A 15,005-nucleotide genomic window follows, 5' to 3' on the forward strand; every position below is an offset into this window, starting at 1 on the left:
GTGCGCTGGACTGTGCTCGACTCGCCGATCGGGGAATTCTCCGTGGCCACCGATGGCACGAGTGTGTGCGGAGCCCACTTCGGTCGGGTGGACACGGCCGTCGACGAGCCGGGCGATCCGCTGTCCCGGCAGGTCGTGGCCGAGCTGCGGGCGTACTTCGCGGGTGCGTTGACCGCGTTCACGGTTCCCGTGTCGGCCCCGCGCGGCTCCGAGTTCGAGCGGGCGGTGTGGCGGGAGATGACTCGCATTCCGTACGGCGAGACGCTGACGTACGGCCAGGTGGCGCGGCTGGTCGGCGATCCCGGAGCGGCACGGGCGGTGGGGGTGGCCTGCAACCGCAACCCGATCCCCGTGATCGTGCCGTGTCACCGGATCGTCGGCGCGGGCGGCAAGCTGGTCGGTTTCGGCGGCGGCCTGCCCCGCAAGGTCAGGTTGCTGGAGCTGGAGGCGGGCGTGGCTCTGCGGCAGGCCTGGTCCTGACCCGTTGATCGTTGGCTGCTGAGCGACGCGACACGCCGAACAGGGTGCTGCTGGGCTGCCACCGATCGCCGCACCGGCAGTGCCCGAACGCGGCGAGGGCCGGGTCCTGTCGGACCCGACCCTCGGCCGTGCTGGTTGTTCAGCGGGTCAGCGCTCGACCTCGCCGGCGATGAACTCCTCCACGGCCTGGTGGGCGTCGTGGTCGGCGTACTGCACCGGCGGGGACTTCATGAAGTACGACGAGGCCGACAGGATCGGGCCGCCGATCTTGCGGTCCAGCGCGATCTTCGCGGCCCGGACGGCGTCGATGATGACACCGGCCGAGTTCGGCGAGTCCCACACCTCGAGCTTCAGCTCGGCGTTGAGCGGGGTGTCGCCGAAGGAGCGACCCTCCAGGCGGATGTACGCCCACTTGCGGTCGTCCAGCCACGGCACGTGGTCCGACGGGCCGATGTGCACGTCGCTCTTGCTCATCTCGTGCGGGATCTGCGAGGTCACCGACTGGGTCTTCGAGATCTTCTTCGAGACCAGGCGGTTGCGCTCCAGCATGTTCATGAAGTCCATGTTGCCGCCGAAGTTGAGCTGGTACGTGCGCAGCAGCTCGACACCGCGGTCCTCGAAGAGCTTCGCGAGCGCGCGGTGCACGATGGTCGCGCCGACCTGGCTCTTGATGTCGTCGCCGACGATCGGCAGGCCCGCGTCGGTGAACTTCTGCGCCCACTCGGGGTCGGAGGCGATGAAGACCGGCAGGGCGTTGACGAACGCGCAACCGGCGTCGATCGCGGCCTGGGCGTAGAACTTGTCGGCCTGCTCGGAGCCGACCGGCAGGTAGGAGACGACGACGTCGACCTGCGCGTCGCGCAGCGCCTGGGCCACGTCGACCGGGGTGGCGTCGGACTCCTCGACGATCTCGCGGTAGTACTGGCCCAGACCGTCGAAGGTCGGGCCGCGCTGCACGGACACGCCGGTCGGCGGCACGTCGCAGAGCTTGATGGTGTTGTTCTCGCTGGCGACGATCGCCTCCGCGAGGTCCATGCCCACCTTCTTGGCGTCGACGTCGAACGCCGCGACGAACTCAACGTCAGAGACGTGGTAGTCGCCGAAGGTGACGTGCATGAGACCCGGGACGCGGTCGTTCGGGTCGGCGTTGCGGTAGTACTCGACGCCCTGAACCAGGGACGAGGCGCAGTTACCCACACCGACGATGGCGACGCGGACGGAGCCCATAGCGTCTGCCTCCTTCTTTTCTGTCACGGCCGCTCTTTCCTGGTCTCTCCAGGCGGAGGCGGGCTGTTGTCTTCTCGTCGGCCACCGGCTGTCCCCAGGTGGGGGACCGTCGGGGCTCGGCCGGAGCGCTCGTTGGCAATGAGCTCCTCCAGCCAGCGGACCTCACGCTCACAGGCGTCCAGGCCGTGGCGCTGCAGTTCCAAGGTGTAAGCGTCGAGGCGCTCGGCCGCCCGGCCCAGCACGTCGCGAAGGCCTTCACGACGTTCCTCGATCTTGCGGCGGCGACCCTCCAGAATGCGCAGGCGGGTCGCCTGGTCGGTCCGGGCGAAGAACGCGAAGTGCACACCGAAACCCGTGTCGTCGTACGTCTCGGGCCCGGCCTGTGCGATGAGCTGGGCGAAGCGTTCCTTGCCCTCCGCGGTGATCTTGTAGACCACCCGACCTCGTCGGCTGGTCAGCGCGGGAACCTCCTCGGCGGTGGCGGGTGTCTCGGCGGCTTCGGTGATCCAGCCCGCCGCCTGCAACCTGCGCAGGGTCGGGTAGAGCGAGCCGTAGCTGATCGCCGCCCGGATCGCGCCGAGTTTGGCGGTCAACTCCTTGCGCAGCTCATAGCCGTGCATCGGAGACTCCTGCAGGAGGCCGAGGATGGCGAATTCGAGCACGGGCCACCCTCCCTTTACCCTCCGGCGCGGAGCGGTAACCGCCGCGATGTATCGGACCGATACATCGCACGTTAGCGGCTGCCGCCGGCCAGGGCAAACCCCCGTTCCGGGGTGCTTCCGTCACGCATCGTGACCGTGGTCGCCTCGTCGGGCCGGACCGCGTACCCTTCACCGCATGCGTACGCAGCGCCAGATCGTCGACTACTCGCTTCAGAAGCGAGCAGTGCTGCGTGAGCTGATGGCCAGCCGCATCGGTACGTACGACGTGTGTGACGCGTCGCCGTACCTGAAGAACGCTGCACGCTTCCACGGTGAGCCGACCGACCTGCGCTGCCCCATCTGTCGCAGCGAGAATCTGACCCTGGTCCACTACATTTACGGGGACGAACTCAAGCAGTCCGCCGGACAGGCCCGGACGCTCGCCGAGCTGCCCGTACTGGCGATGACGCTACGTGAGTTCCAGGTCTTCGTGGTGGAGGTGTGCCTCGGCTGTGACTGGAACCATCTCGTCGAGCAGTACCTGCTCGGCCGGGACGGTCTCACCGGCGACGGCGACGGTGTTGGCGCTGACGGGCAGGACGCCGCGGCCACCGAAGGCGTGGGTCGGCGGAGGCGAGAGGCGCAACGGTGATCTCAGCGGGTTGGACCGGCTCCGGGGCTGGGGACATGACCCGGGACGGCCGACCACTCGTTGGTCCGATTAGCCCGATTGATTCGGCAATGACCCTGGCGAACCGGCACCCTCGTGCCGGCGGTCCGGGTGAAGCAACTCACGGCAACCCGGTGGCGGCGCTGTCGCGCCCCACCGCGACCGGCAGGGTGTGAAGAATGAACTCGTACGGCGATCCCAGCTCCGCGCGCGGTCGGGCCCAGTACCCGGGCCCGGACGGTGACCCCGGACCGGGCGCGGACGACGCGTACCGCAGACCCGGCGGTGACTCCCGCGCGGGCGGTTGGTCCTCCGCGGAGCCCGCGGCGCCCCCCGGCCGGGCCTCGGTGACACCGAGAGCCGCCGGCGGTCGCGCGTCGGTCGGTGGCTCGGCCTCCGTGCCGCCCCCCGGCGCTGCCGCCGGATCCGCGTCGGTGGGCTCGGCCACGCCCGGCCGCAGCGGTCGGGCCTCGGTGCCGGTGTCGCCGGCACCGGGTGCGGCCGCGGGTCGCGCCGGCGCCGGACGGGCCTCCGTCCCGGTGTCCCCTGCGCCGGGAGCGCCCGCCGGTCGGGCCCGGGTGGGCACCGCCGCCGTCGGCGCCGCCTCGGCGGGCCGGGCCAGTGTCGGCTCCGCGTCGGTGGGTGGCCGTGCCGCGGTCGCCCGGGCGAGCGTCTCGCCGGTCTCCGGCGGGCCGGGTGGTCCCGGCGGTCCGAATGGCCCGGGCGGACCGAACGGGCCCGGTCGCGGTGGCCGGGGCGGTCGCGGCGCGGGTGACCCCGCCGCGGCGGCGCGGGCCAAGAAGCGCAAGCGGATGAACCTGCTGATCGCCGGGTTCGCCGTCTTCATCATGCTCGCCGGTGCCGGCGTGGTCGGGTTCACCTACTACTCGACAAACGTGGTCATGCCCGAGGAACTGCCGCTGCCGCTGTCCACCACGGTGTACGCCAAGGACGGCAAGACCACACTGGCCAGGCTGGGCAGCGAGAACCGCACCTTCGTCACCATCGACCAGATTCCGGAGCACGTGCAGCACGCGGTGGCCGCAGCCGAGGACCGGAACTTCTACCGGCACTCCGGCGTCGACTACAAGGGCATCGTCCGTGCCGCCTGGAACAACGTCTCCAACGGTGACAAGCAGGGCGCGTCGACGATCACCCAGCAGTACGCCCGCAACGCGTTCGAGAATCTCCAGGACGACACGTACGGCCGCAAGGTCAAGGAGGCCATCCTCGCCTCCAAGCTGAACGACGCGTACAGCAAGCCGGAGATCATGCAGCACTACCTCAACGTCATCTACTTCGGGCGTGGCGCGTACGGCATCGAGGCCGCGGCACAGACGTACTTCGGCAAGCCGGCGATCAAGCTCACGCCCGCCGAGGGCGCGGTCCTGGCGGCGCTGATCAAGCAGCCGGTGGCGACCGACACCCACAAGGGTTACGACCCGGCGGTCAACCCGACCGACGCGAAGACCCGGTGGGACTACGTGATCGACGGGATGAAGAAGGAGAAGTGGCTGGACCCCGCCGCCCCGATCGCGTACCCGAAGGTGCTGCCACCGAAGAAGGGCGGCAACGGCTTCGGCGTCGACAGCCCCCGGGGCAACGTCATCAACTACGTCCGTCAGGAGATGGACGCGATGGGCCTCTGCTCCGACAGCGGCGCGGAGGGTAAGACGAGCTGTGTCGACGCGCTGCGCGACGGCGGCTACCGGATCACCACGACCATCGACCCGAAGCTCCAGACGGCCGCCGAGAACGTCGCCATGCAGTCGAAGAAGGGCTCGGAGCTCAACGACCAGCCCAAGAACCTGATGGCGGCGGTGGTCTCGATCGACCCGAAGAAGGGCCGGGTGCTCGCCTACTACGGCGGTGACAGTGGCGCCGACTTCGACTACGCCGGCAAGAACACCGACAAGAACGGCGACCTGGCCGGTGGTCACGCTCCGGGCTCGTCGATGAAGGTCTACACCCTGGCCGCCGCGATCGAGGCGGGCATCTCGGTGAAGTCGCACTGGGACCCCACGCCGTACAAGCCCGAGGGTTCCAAGGTCGCGATCGGTAACGCCGGCCGGACCAATCTCAAGTGCGGCAAGTACTGCACCCTCGAAGAGTCGACGATCCAGTCGTACAACGTGCCGTTCTACTGGGTCACCAAGGAGATCGGCGCCGAGAAGGTGGTCGACATGGCGCACAAGGCCGGCGTGACCACCATGTGGGGAGTCGACCCGCCGCAGGCGTTCGACCTGTCGAAGAAGGGGCCGAACCCGTTCGACAACTACACCGGTTTCGGCAAGTACCCGCTCACCGTGTTCGACCACGCGAACGCGATGGCGACGTTCGCCAATGACGGCAAGTACATCAAGGCGCACTTCGTCATCAAGGTGGAGCAGCAGGACAAGAGCAACGGTAAGTGGAAGGTCGTCGGCAGCGAGCGCATCAAGCCCGAGCAGCGGATCGACAAGAAGGTCACCGACGAGGTCACCGCGGTCCTGAAGCAGATTCCCGCGCCCAACAATCTCTCGTTGGAAGGCGGCCGCCAGGCCGCCGCCAAGACGGGCACCTGGGAGTACAACAGCAAGGACAACGCGCACGCCTGGACGGTCGGCTACACCCCGCAGATCGCCACGGCCGTCTGGGTGGGCAGTCGGGACATCAAGAAGCCCGAGATTCGTCTCGCGAGCGGTAAGCCCATCGGCGGTTCGACCCTTCCCGGCCCGATCTGGGAGAAGTACATGAACACCGCCCTCAAGGGTCAGGAGGAGATCCCCCTGCCCACCGTCACCGGTGAGGGCGACATCACCAAGGGCAACGGCAAGGAGCCGGCCGCGCCACCGCCGCCGCCCCCGGGTCAGCCCGGCCAGCCGGGGCAGCCGTGTGACCCGCTGACCAATCCGTTCTGCCCCCGCAACGACGGCAACCCCGGCGGGAACAACCCGGGTGGGCCGGGTGGTCCCGGTGGTCCCGGCGGTCCGAACGGTTAACCGCCACCCGACCTGCCACTGAGCACCCTGGAACAAGAGCCACAGCGCACCCGCCGCCGCCGGCCGGACGACCTGTCCGGCCGGCGGTTGACGTAGTGGCACCGGGCACTTGTCGCTTGTCGACGGTGCGGGTTGTGACCTCGACGGGTAGACGAGTACATGACGCACCGCTGCGAGTACGGCAGGATGCCTCTCTATGAGCACCCAGTCGACGCCCGGCATCGACGACGCCGGAACCACCGACCACCCGTCCCGCTCCGACGGGTTCGTTCGCGGCCTGTCCGGCGCCATCGGCGGACCGCTGGGCGACCACGCGACGGCACTGGACCGGCCGGCCGGGCAGGAACGACGATTCTGGACCGCCGTCCGGATCGTCCTGGCGCTGGCCTGCCTCACGCTCGCGCTGCACTGGGTGCAGAAGTCCCCGTGTCAGGACGGCGCGTGGCAGAACAACGTCCAGTACAACCGGTTCTGCTACACGGACGTCCTCGCCCTCTACTACGCCGAGGGCCTCAACGAGGGCAAGGTGCCCTACCGGGATCACCCGGTGGAGTACCCGGTGCTCACCGGCTACTTCATGGGCGCCCTCGGTCTGCCGGTGCACGCGATCGGCAAGGGGGACCCGAGCATCAACCAGGGTCAGTGGTTCTACAACCTGAACGCGCTCGTGCTGGGCGCGCTCGCCGTGGCCACCGTCGCGGTGATCCTCGCGTTGCGCCGACGACGACCCTGGGACGCCGCCCTGTTCGCGCTCGCCCCGGCGTTGCTGCTCACCGCCACCGTCAACTGGGACCTGCTCGCCATCGGGTTGGCGGCGTTCGGTCTGTTGGCCTGGGCCCGGCGACAACCGGTGGTGGCCGGCGTGCTGCTCGGGTTGGCCGGCGCGGCGAAACTCTGGCCGCTGTTCCTGCTGGGGCCGATCCTCGTCCTGGCGCTGCGGGCCAACCGGCTCCGCGCCGCGCTCACCGTGCTCGGCGCGGCGGTGGTGGCCGTGGTGCTGGTGAACCTGCCGGCCTACCGCGCCAACCCGGACAACTGGGGTCGGTTCTTCGAGCTGAACACCACTCGGCCGATCGACTGGGGCACGCTCTGGTACATCGGGCGCTACCTCGACGGCAAGGTCGGCAACGACCCCGGCGAGCAGGGCCCGTTCGAATGGTTGAACACCAACATCCCGACCCTCAACACCATCTCGTACGCCCTGTTCGGGCTGGCCTGCATCGGCGTGGCGGTGCTGGCGCTGCGGGCCCCGCGCCGGCCGCGGCTCGCCCAGCTCGCCTTCCTGGTGGTCGCCGCGTTCCTCATCTTCAGCAAGGTCTGGTCCCAGCAGTTCGTGCTCTGGATGCTGCCGCTGGTGGTGCTGGCCCGGCCGAAGTGGGGTGCCTTCCTGGCCTGGCAACTCGCCGAGGTCTGCTACTTCGTGGCCTTCTACGGTGAGCTGCTGGGCGCGGCGACCAGCCGTCCCGTCTTCCCCGAAGGGGTGTTCGTGCTGGCCTCGACGCTGCGGCTGGCGACCGTGGTGACCCTGTGCGTGCTTGTCGTGCGGGAGATCCTGCACCCGGAGCAGGACGCGGTACGCGCCACCTACGCCGACGACCCGGACGGCGGCGTACTGGACGGCGCACCGGACGCCCACTGGCTGGACCGCTGGCGCCGCCCCGCGACCAATCCCGACCTGGAGCCCGAAACCGCCGCCGCCACCGCCACCGCCACCTGATCCCCAGGACCTGACGCGCCGAACCCACGTCAGGTTTGCGGGGGAGCCCGCCCGGCGCAGGGATCAAGCCTGACCGCCCGGAGCCGGGCGGGCTCCCCCGCAAACCGCCCCAGCAGGGCGAGCGCATCAGAGCCGATACACCACTGCGTCGCCGACCTCCTGGCGGGTGATGCCGAGCGACTCGACCGGCGCGTCGATGGTGATCTCCCATGGCGTGCCGGGCACCTCGTCGCGTAGCAGCACCACCGTCCGCACGCCGTACGTTCGCAGGTAGTTGACGCTGGTCTGGTCGGGGAACGACTGGCTGGCCCGGCGGAGTTCGTCGAGCTGCCGGGGCGTGAAGCCGCTGCCGCCGTTCGCCACGTCCGGGAACCCACTCGTCGACCAGAGCATGACGTGCTGGTCGATGCCCTGGTCGCTGGGGAGCACGAGCAGCGGACCCTCCGCCGAGCGCATCGCGGCGGGCTGCCTCGGCACCACCGGATGCGGGGTGGCGTTCAACCCTTCGACGGTGACCAGCAGCAGCGGTAACAGCGTGGCGATCCGCAGCCACGGGCCGGGCCAGGACGGCACCCGCTGCGCGGCCAGCTCACGGACCCGGTCGGTGAGGGCGGTGACCGCGCCGGCCGCGAGCAGCGCGAGCAGCAACGTGATCCAGAGCATCAACCGCCCGGGGGTACGCAGCGCGTTCCAGCCCGGCGCGTGCTCGAACAGCGGCACGTAGGTGAAGGTGCCGTCGAAGAAGCGCGTGCCCATCGCGAACACCATCGTGACCAGCACACCGCCGAGCAGGAACAGGCGGTGTCGCAGCCGCCAGACCGAGAAGAACAGCCCGCCGAACGCCAGCGCGTAGAGCACGAAACCCGGCAGCAGTGTCATCTCCGCATGGAACGGCAGCGCCGCGCGGGCACCCTCGTGCAACCCACCCCAGATCCGCGACTCCGCGGGCGCGGTCACGAAGCCGGACGCGGGGGGCGAGAAGATGGAGATGTCGTCGACGGTCCGCTCGGCGTACGGGTGCAGCTCGGTCACCTGGAAGTACGGGAACGCCATCAGCGCCCCCACCCCGGCGAAGAACAACCCGCCGACCAGGTCGGCCACGAGCAGCCGGCGGCCGAACGGCAGGGTACGACCGGACCGCAGCCACTTCACTCCGAACAGCACGGCGGCGACCAGCGCGGCGGCGGCCAGGAAGTACGCGAACGGCAGGCCGATGCCGAAGCCGAGGCTGATCTGCCAGGCCGCCACCAGCCAACCGCCGTACACCCAGCCGTCGTGCCGTCGTTCGGGCCGGTAGCCGTGGCGCAGCGACCAGCCGTGTCCCCGCGCGAGCATCGCGAGGGCCAGCGGGATGCCACCGTTGGAGAGCACGTGCAGGTGCCCGGCCTGGGCGAGCAGCCACGGCGCGTAGGCGTAGCCGACCCCGGCGACGGCGGCGCCGATCCGGCCGGCCCCGAGCTGCCGGGCCAGGGCGTACGCCCCGAGCGTGGCGAGCGCGTGCGCCAGCACGAACATGATGTTGTAGCGCAGCACCGCGTCCTCGGGGCCGCTGCCGAGCATCCCGGCCGGGGCGTAGCCGAGCAGCGTGTCGGAGAACGCGAAGCTCCACAGCTCCGGGAAGAACGTGTTCGACTGCCACAGGCGGGCCGGGTCGGCCAGCAGGATGTGGCCGGACCAGGCCATCTGCCACGCCTGGAGGCTCGGGTCCCAGGTGTCCTGCGGCAGGGTGTAGCGCGGGTAGCGCAGCGTCGGCCAGGTCATCAGCACGGCCAGCGCCAACGAGGCGAGGGCCGCCAGGGTCCACTCGTGGACCAGGGAGCGGCCCACCGGGCGGGCGGCCCGGGTGAGCCAGCTGGGCCGGGGCTCCGGCGCCGAGGCGAACGCCTCCCAGCGGTCGGGGTCGACCGGCTTGGCCTCGTCGGTCGCCTTCGCGGTCGACTCGTCGTCCTTGGCGGTGGCGTCCCTGGCGTCGTCGGCCTTCTTCTCGCCGTCGCTGGTCGTACCGACGCTCGTGGCCTTGTCGGCCTTCTTCTCGCCGTCGCTGGCTGTACCGACGGTCGTGGCCTTGTCGGCCTTCTCCGCGCCGCCCCTGGCGCGACCGTTCCTGCCGGGGGTGCCCGTCGCGGCCGTGCCGGCGGTGTTCGCGGCCTGCTCGTCGGCGGCGCTTTTCGCGGCCGTGCTGGCGCTCGTGCGAGCCTTCCCCTGCGCCGGGTCGTCGCGGGTCGCGCCGTTCGTGGTGGTTCCGGGCGAGGCGGCCGGGGTGTCACCGGTGGGCGGCGCGGCCGGTCGGATGGGTTGGTCGCCGGTGGACGCGGGCCGAGCCTTCCCCGGCTTGGACTGGCCGGTCGTCATGCTGCCGGGCGCTCCGTCGGGAGCTGCTGGCGCAGGAAGTCGATGTCGGCGGCCTGGCCCTCGACGCCGCCCGGGGTCTCGACGACCACCGGCGCCCCGGCGGCGCGGATCACCGCCACCACCAGCTCCGGGTCGATCGTCCCGCCGTCGAGGTTGTCGTGCCGGTCCTGCCCCGAGTTGAACGCGCCCTTGGAGTTGTTGGCGTGCACCAGGTCGATCCGGCCGGTGATCGCCTTGACCCGGTCGACGAGGCCGAGGAGCTCCTCACCTCCGGCGTACGCGTGGCAGGTGTCCAGGCAGAAGCCGACCTCGTAGTCGCCGACCGCGTCCCAGAGCCGGGCCAGCGCGTCCAGCCGGCGGGCGCACGCGTTGTCGCCGCCGGCCGTGTTCTCGATGAGGACCGGCACGCCGAACCCGCCGGAGTCGGCCGCGTACGCGAAGGTCTTGCGCCAGTTGTCGAAGCCGACCGCCAGGTCGTCTCCGGCGTTGACGTGCCCACCGTGGACGATCAGGCCCTTGGCGGCGATCTCGGCCGCCGCGGTCGCGTGCCCGAGCAGCAGCTTGCGACTGGGGATCCGGATGCGGTTGTTGAGGGTCGCCACGTTGATGACGTACGGCGCGTGCACGTAGAGGTCGACGTCGGTGGCCCGCAGCCGCTCGGCGTCCTCCCGAGGCTTGGGTGCCTTCCATCCCTGCGGGTCGGAGAGGAAGAACTGCACGGTGTCGGCGGACCGTGCTGCTGCCTCCGCCAGCGGGTCGGTCGAATCGACGTGGGCTCCGATACGCATGGCAGCGAGCCTACGTCGGGACCACGGCGGGTGTGCTGACGGTCGGCGCGATGTCGTCACTCCGGCCGTCGGACGATCGTTGAGGGGATGGGATCCGACGAGCGGGGCCCGGGGCTGGGCGCGACGAGGTGCCCGGGTACGGCCAGCGGGTGTTCGTCGGCCCGACAGCGAGGTCACCCCTGCGGCGCGGCCCGGCGTCGCGGGGGGAGACCCGTCGTAGTGCCAGATCGGCCCGGATCCACAATCTCGGAAATTTCTGCCTTTTCGCCCTACACGGGACGACAGCCGTTGTATCGTCAGATAACAACACGATAAAGCTCCGCGGGGCGTCTCCGGTCCAACCTCATCGGTGTGGTCGTTCCTCCCCAGGTCCCACCCAAGGAATGCGGACGGGACGCTCCGCGGCCTCGTTGACGGGGGCTCGCCACCGACCAGTGACGGTCGGGTGGCGGGCCCCCGTCGGCATGTCCGGGGCACTGGCCCGACCACCCCGGGCATGATCGTCCGGACCGGGTATCCTGGTCAGGTTGTCCGCGTCCGGCCGGGTTCCCCCGGCACGTGCGGGCAGCGACGCACGACCTCCTGCCACGGAAGGACCGTGGCCGCTTAGCCCACAGGAGGTGAGCACGTCTTGCGTCATTACGAGATCATGGTGATCCTCGACCCCAGCCTCGAGGAGCGCACCGTCGCCCCGTCGCTCGACACGTACCTGAACGTGATTCGGACCGCGGGTGGCTCGGTTGAGAAGACGGACGTGTGGGGCCGCCGGCGCCTCGCGTTCGAGATCAACAAAAAGGCCGAGGGCATCTACGCCGTCGTCGACCTGCAGGCCACGCCTGCTGCCGTGGCCGAGCTGGACCGTCAGCTCCGGCTGAACGAGTCCGTGCTGCGCACCAAGGTCATCCGGCCGGAGATGCGCTAAGCATTCTGTCCGGCATTCAACCCGGTTCGCCCGGATCAGCCTCCGCGACTCTGTCGTACGGCTCTGAGAGCCTGTACGACGAGACGCTGAGTGCGCGAGGAGATGGTCATGGCAGGAGACACCACCATCACGGTCATCGGCAATCTGACCGATGACCCCGAGTTGCGGTTCACCCCCTCCGGGGCTGCGGTCGCCAAGTTCCGTATCGCCTCGACGCCCCGATTCATGGACAAGGCGTCGGGCGAGTGGAAGGACGGCGAGCCGCTGTTCCTCGCTTGCACCGTCTGGCGGCAGGCCGCCGAGCACGTCGCCGAGTCGCTGCAGCGCGGCGCTCGGGTGATCGTCTCGGGCCGGCTGCGTCAGCGGTCATACGAGACCCGCGAGGGTGAGAAGCGCACCGTCATCGAGCTTGAGGTCGACGAGATCGGCCCGTCGCTGCGCTACGCCACGGCGAAGGTGCAGAAGATGTCCCGCTCCGGTGGCGGTGGCGGCGGCTTCGGTGGTGGCGGCGGTGGTGGTGGCCAGGGTGGCGGCGGAGGCAACTTCGACGACCCCTGGGCTTCGGCCGCACCCTCTCCCGCGCGTGCCGGTTCGGGCGGCAACTTCGACGAGGAGCCTCCGTTCTAATGGCGCCGAGCGCCCGCGATCGCAAACCAGGAGCAAGGTCAATGGCCAAGGCTGCGGCACTTCGCAAGCCTAAGAAGAAGGTGAACCCGCTCGACAAGGACGGGATCACCTACATCGATTACAAGGACACGGCGCTGCTGCGCAAGTTCATCTCCGACCGCGGCAAGATCCGCGCTCGGCGGGTCACCGGCGTGACCTCGCAGCAGCAGCGGCAGATCGCCCGCGCGGTCAAGAACGCCCGCGAGATGGCGCTCCTGCCGTACACCGCAACGGCCCGCTGAGAGGAGGCACCGATATGAAGATCATCCTGACTCAGGAAGTGTCCGGCCTCGGTGCCCCGGGCGACATCGTCGAGGTCAAGGACGGCTTCGGCCGTAACTACCTGCTGCCGCAGGGCTTCGCGATCGCCTGGACCAAGGGCGCGGAAAAGCAGGTCACGGTCATCAAGCGGGCCCGCTCGGCCCGTGAGATCCGCGACCTCGACCACGCCAACGAGGTCAAGGGCCAGCTCGAGGGTCTCAAGGTCAACCTGAAGGCCCGTGCCGGCGACGGCGGGCGGCTCTTCGGCTCGGTCACCTCGGCCGAGATCGTCGACGCCGTCAAGGGCGCCGGCGGTCCGGTCCTCGACCGTCGTCGGCTGGAGGTGCCCGGTCACATCAAGTCGACCGGCACCTACCCGGTGAAGATCAAGCTGCACCCCGAGGTCACCGCGTCGTTCAACCTGAACGTCGTTCAGGGCTGACGACCCGCTGGACCACGACGAAGGCCCGCACCGAGCGATCGGTGCGGGCCTTCGCGCATACGCCACAAGTGATCCGGCTCGCCAGCCTCAGCCGATCGGTTGACCGGTCACCGCGCTGATCAGCACCGTGGACAGACCACCACCGACCACCGCCGCGGCGAGCGCGATCGTCGCCGACCGCCACGTCGTGCCGACCCGCCGCAGCAGCGCAGCCACCACCAGGCTGCTCACCAGCGCCAACCCGAAACGCGGGGAACCGGCGAGCAACGACTCCAACGCACGGGACCGTGCGGAGTCGCAGCCACCCCCGGAGATGTCGGTGACACAACCGGCGGGCGCCTGCCCGTCCAGCGTCAGCAACCACAGGAAGATCAGCACGGCCGGCACCACGTAGCAGGCGGTGGTGTACAGCAGCGGCCGGACCGACCCACCGGGATCAGGGTCGAGGAGGTCATCCTCCAGACGCCGCGCCCAGCCGCCCGCCGCCACCGACTCGACCCGCCGCCGCACCGCCGCCGTACCGACCGGCGACCGGTCCGCCCGACGCACGGTGCCGGAAGGGGGTACGGGCGCACTACGCGGTCGCGGGGCGGTGTAACCCACCACCGGCGACCGAGGCGCCGACGTCGTCGTGGTGTCCATCCAGCGCGGATCGTCACCGGACAACCGCGTACCGGGCCAGAAACCGCTGTCCCGGCTCGGCCATCCCTCCGTCAGTCGATCCGAGCGGGGTGGCAGCGTCCGGTCCCACTGGTCGTCCTCGACCGCGGACCGCTCCCACTGGCCGGTGCGGTCCGACCGCTCCCAACCACCGACACTCTCCCCCTGCGACCACTGCCCGCTCAGGTCCGTGGTGTCCGGGCCGGGCGGCGGCCACGCGTGCACGCCCGACGCGTCCCACGGGTCCACCGCGGGCGCGTACGACGGATCCGGCTCCGCCGGCCGCTCCGACCCGCGTTCCCAGGGATCGACCGCCGGACGAGTCCACGACTCCTCCGCCGCGCGCCGGCTGCGCCGCGTCGGTCGGCTCACCTCCGGGCGGGACGTCGCCTCGGCCGGGCCGGCCTCCAGGTCCCCACCGGACCAGATCACCTGCGGACGACCGGCCGGCGCACGACGGGGACGACGGTCGGCGGCCGCGCCGGAGACCGGCTCCTCCTCCGCCGAGTCGGCGCGTCGGCGGCCCGCATAGCCCTGCTCCTGGGGACGGTCGAGCGTCCACTCCCGGGTGTGGTCCGATTCGGGGCCCGCGCCGATCGCTGGCTGCTCGCGCCGACCACCCGCCCCGATCGCCGGCTGCTCGCGCCGACCACTCGCACCGATCGCCCGCTGCTCGCGCCGACCGCTCGCGTCAGCCCGGCGTCTGCCCGTCGTCTCGGCGCTGCGCCAACCAGCGCCGGAGCTCGGACGCTCCGGCTCCACCTCGTCCTGTGCCTCGTCGGGCGCGGCGTGTCGTCCACCACCGTCGGCACGCTGGACCCCCGATTCCAGCGCCCACCGCGGCAGGTAGGCGTCGACCGGCTCGTCCTGCCCACGGTCCCGCGCACGCCGCCGACTGGAGGTGCGGTAGGGCGCGTCCTCGTCGTACGGATCGGCCGGAGCGGGCAGCGCGGGCTGACCCCACGAGGCGGTTGACGGACGCTCCCGCGGGCTGCCCTCCCCGCGTCCCCAGTCCCGGTAACTCACGGCCGGAGTGTGACCCTTCTGAACCCAAAGCGTGATCCGCTGTCCAGGTGTAGCCGTTCGCTGGAGATAGTACGGGAAGATCGTGTAAAAGAACCGACCGAAATATTCTCCTCCACAGGGTGGGGACCGCATATCGCCAGGTCAACGACCTGCGGCCGAGAATTCCCCAGCG

At 70.3% G+C, this 15,005-nt stretch carries 14 protein-coding genes; 8 read left to right on the forward strand and 6 right to left on the reverse strand.

The features are described 5' to 3' along the window. Nucleotides 1-480: a methylated-DNA--[protein]-cysteine S-methyltransferase gene (locus AB0B55_RS12825; protein WP_357171761.1), complete on the forward strand. Its 480-nt coding sequence runs from the start codon at nt 1-3 to the stop codon at nt 478-480. Between the two features lie 147 nt (nt 481-627). On the opposite strand, the gene AB0B55_RS12830 is transcribed toward AB0B55_RS12825, so the two are convergent. After that, on the reverse strand, nt 628-1,707 hold the full coding sequence (locus AB0B55_RS12830) for an inositol-3-phosphate synthase (RefSeq protein ID WP_357131347.1): 1,080 nt from the start codon (nt 1,705-1,707) through the stop codon (nt 628-630). A gap of 23 nt (nt 1,708-1,730) precedes the next feature. Continuing rightward, a complete protein-coding gene (locus tag AB0B55_RS12835) occupies nt 1,731-2,369 on the reverse strand; it encodes a PadR family transcriptional regulator (protein ID WP_355048596.1) in 639 nt (212 codons plus the stop codon). A gap of 175 nt (nt 2,370-2,544) precedes the next feature. Between AB0B55_RS12835 and AB0B55_RS12840 the strand changes: the two genes are divergently transcribed. Further along, nucleotides 2,545-3,000 (forward strand): DUF5318 domain-containing protein, encoded by a 456-nt coding sequence (locus tag AB0B55_RS12840; RefSeq protein ID WP_357131351.1) that lies wholly within the window; start codon nt 2,545-2,547, stop codon nt 2,998-3,000. A 139-nt stretch (nt 3,001-3,139) separates the two neighbouring features. Here the strand turns inward: AB0B55_RS12840 and AB0B55_RS12845 are convergent, their stop codons facing one another. Then, on the reverse strand, nt 3,140-3,826 hold the full coding sequence (locus AB0B55_RS12845; protein ID WP_357171763.1) for a hypothetical protein: 687 nt from the start codon (nt 3,824-3,826) through the stop codon (nt 3,140-3,142). Between the two features lie 4 nt (nt 3,827-3,830). Here AB0B55_RS12845 and AB0B55_RS12850 point away from each other — a divergent pair, with 4 nt between their 5' ends. Both AB0B55_RS12850 and AB0B55_RS12855 read left to right on the forward strand, forming a co-directional pair. Next, nucleotides 3,831-5,999 carry a transglycosylase domain-containing protein gene (locus tag AB0B55_RS12850; protein ID WP_357171764.1) on the forward strand — a complete coding sequence of 723 codons (2,169 nt, stop codon included), beginning with the start codon at nt 3,831-3,833 and terminating at the stop codon, nt 5,997-5,999. Nucleotides 6,000-6,195: 196 nt separating this feature from the next. Beyond that, entirely contained in the window at nt 6,196-7,716 is a 1,521-nt protein-coding gene (locus tag AB0B55_RS12855) for a glycosyltransferase 87 family protein (protein ID WP_357171765.1), read from the forward strand. 126 nt (nt 7,717-7,842) lie between these two features. On the opposite strand, the gene AB0B55_RS12860 is transcribed toward AB0B55_RS12855, so the two are convergent. Both AB0B55_RS12860 and AB0B55_RS12865 read right to left on the reverse strand, forming a co-directional pair. After that, nucleotides 7,843-10,068, reverse strand: a complete 2,226-nt coding sequence (locus AB0B55_RS12860; protein ID WP_357131360.1) for a hypothetical protein — start codon at nt 10,066-10,068, stop codon at nt 7,843-7,845. Further along, a complete protein-coding gene (locus AB0B55_RS12865) occupies nt 10,065-10,856 on the reverse strand; it encodes a deoxyribonuclease IV (protein WP_357131363.1) in 792 nt (263 codons plus the stop codon). Before AB0B55_RS12865 ends, AB0B55_RS12860 begins: the two co-directional genes overlap by 4 nt. Nucleotides 10,857-11,487: 631 nt before the next feature. Between AB0B55_RS12865 and rpsF the strand changes: the two genes are divergently transcribed. The 4 genes from rpsF to rplI all read left to right on the forward strand — a co-directional run bounded on the left by rpsF (nt 11,488) and on the right by rplI (nt 13,147). Continuing rightward, entirely contained in the window at nt 11,488-11,778 is a 291-nt protein-coding gene (gene rpsF, locus AB0B55_RS12870) for a 30S ribosomal protein S6 (protein WP_007453836.1), read from the forward strand. 90 nt (nt 11,779-11,868) lie between these two features. Next, nucleotides 11,869-12,405, forward strand: a complete 537-nt coding sequence (locus tag AB0B55_RS12875; RefSeq protein ID WP_357131366.1) for a single-stranded DNA-binding protein — start codon at nt 11,869-11,871, stop codon at nt 12,403-12,405. Nucleotides 12,406-12,446: 41 nt separating this feature from the next. Beyond that, nucleotides 12,447-12,686 (forward strand): 30S ribosomal protein S18, encoded by a 240-nt coding sequence (rpsR, locus tag AB0B55_RS12880; protein ID WP_007073789.1) that lies wholly within the window; start codon nt 12,447-12,449, stop codon nt 12,684-12,686. Between the two features lie 14 nt (nt 12,687-12,700). Next, nucleotides 12,701-13,147, forward strand: coding sequence for a 50S ribosomal protein L9 (gene rplI, locus AB0B55_RS12885; protein ID WP_007453817.1), 447 nt, complete (start codon nt 12,701-12,703; stop codon nt 13,145-13,147). Nucleotides 13,148-13,234: 87 nt separating this feature from the next. Here the strand turns inward: rplI and AB0B55_RS12890 are convergent, their stop codons facing one another. After that, complete coding sequence (locus tag AB0B55_RS12890) at nt 13,235-14,833, reverse strand: hypothetical protein (protein WP_357171766.1); 1,599 nt, start codon at nt 14,831-14,833, stop codon at nt 13,235-13,237. Between the last annotated feature and the right edge of the window lie 172 nt (nt 14,834-15,005).

This window comes from Micromonospora sp. NPDC049107 (assembly GCF_040648595.1).
GTDB lineage: Bacteria > Actinomycetota > Actinomycetes > Mycobacteriales > Micromonosporaceae > Micromonospora.

Excerpts from the sequence above, each read along its gene's own strand:
- AB0B55_RS12830 (WP_357131347.1), bottom strand. The coding sequence starts at position 1,707 with ATGGGCTCCGTCCGCGTCGCCATCGTCGGTGTGGGTAACTGCGCCTCG.
- rplI (WP_007453817.1), top strand. The coding sequence starts at position 12,701 with ATGAAGATCATCCTGACTCAGGAAGTGTCCGGCCTCGGTGCCCCGGGC.
- AB0B55_RS12865 (WP_357131363.1), bottom strand. The coding sequence starts at position 10,856 with ATGCGTATCGGAGCCCACGTCGATTCGACCGACCCGCTGGCGGAGGCA.
- AB0B55_RS12855 (WP_357171765.1), top strand. The coding sequence starts at position 6,196 with ATGAGCACCCAGTCGACGCCCGGCATCGACGACGCCGGAACCACCGAC.
- AB0B55_RS12850 (WP_357171764.1), top strand. The coding sequence starts at position 3,831 with ATGAACCTGCTGATCGCCGGGTTCGCCGTCTTCATCATGCTCGCCGGT.
- AB0B55_RS12840 (WP_357131351.1), top strand. The coding sequence starts at position 2,545 with ATGCGTACGCAGCGCCAGATCGTCGACTACTCGCTTCAGAAGCGAGCA.
- AB0B55_RS12860 (WP_357131360.1), bottom strand. The coding sequence starts at position 10,068 with ATGACGACCGGCCAGTCCAAGCCGGGGAAGGCTCGGCCCGCGTCCACC.
- rpsR (WP_007073789.1), top strand. The coding sequence starts at position 12,447 with ATGGCCAAGGCTGCGGCACTTCGCAAGCCTAAGAAGAAGGTGAACCCG.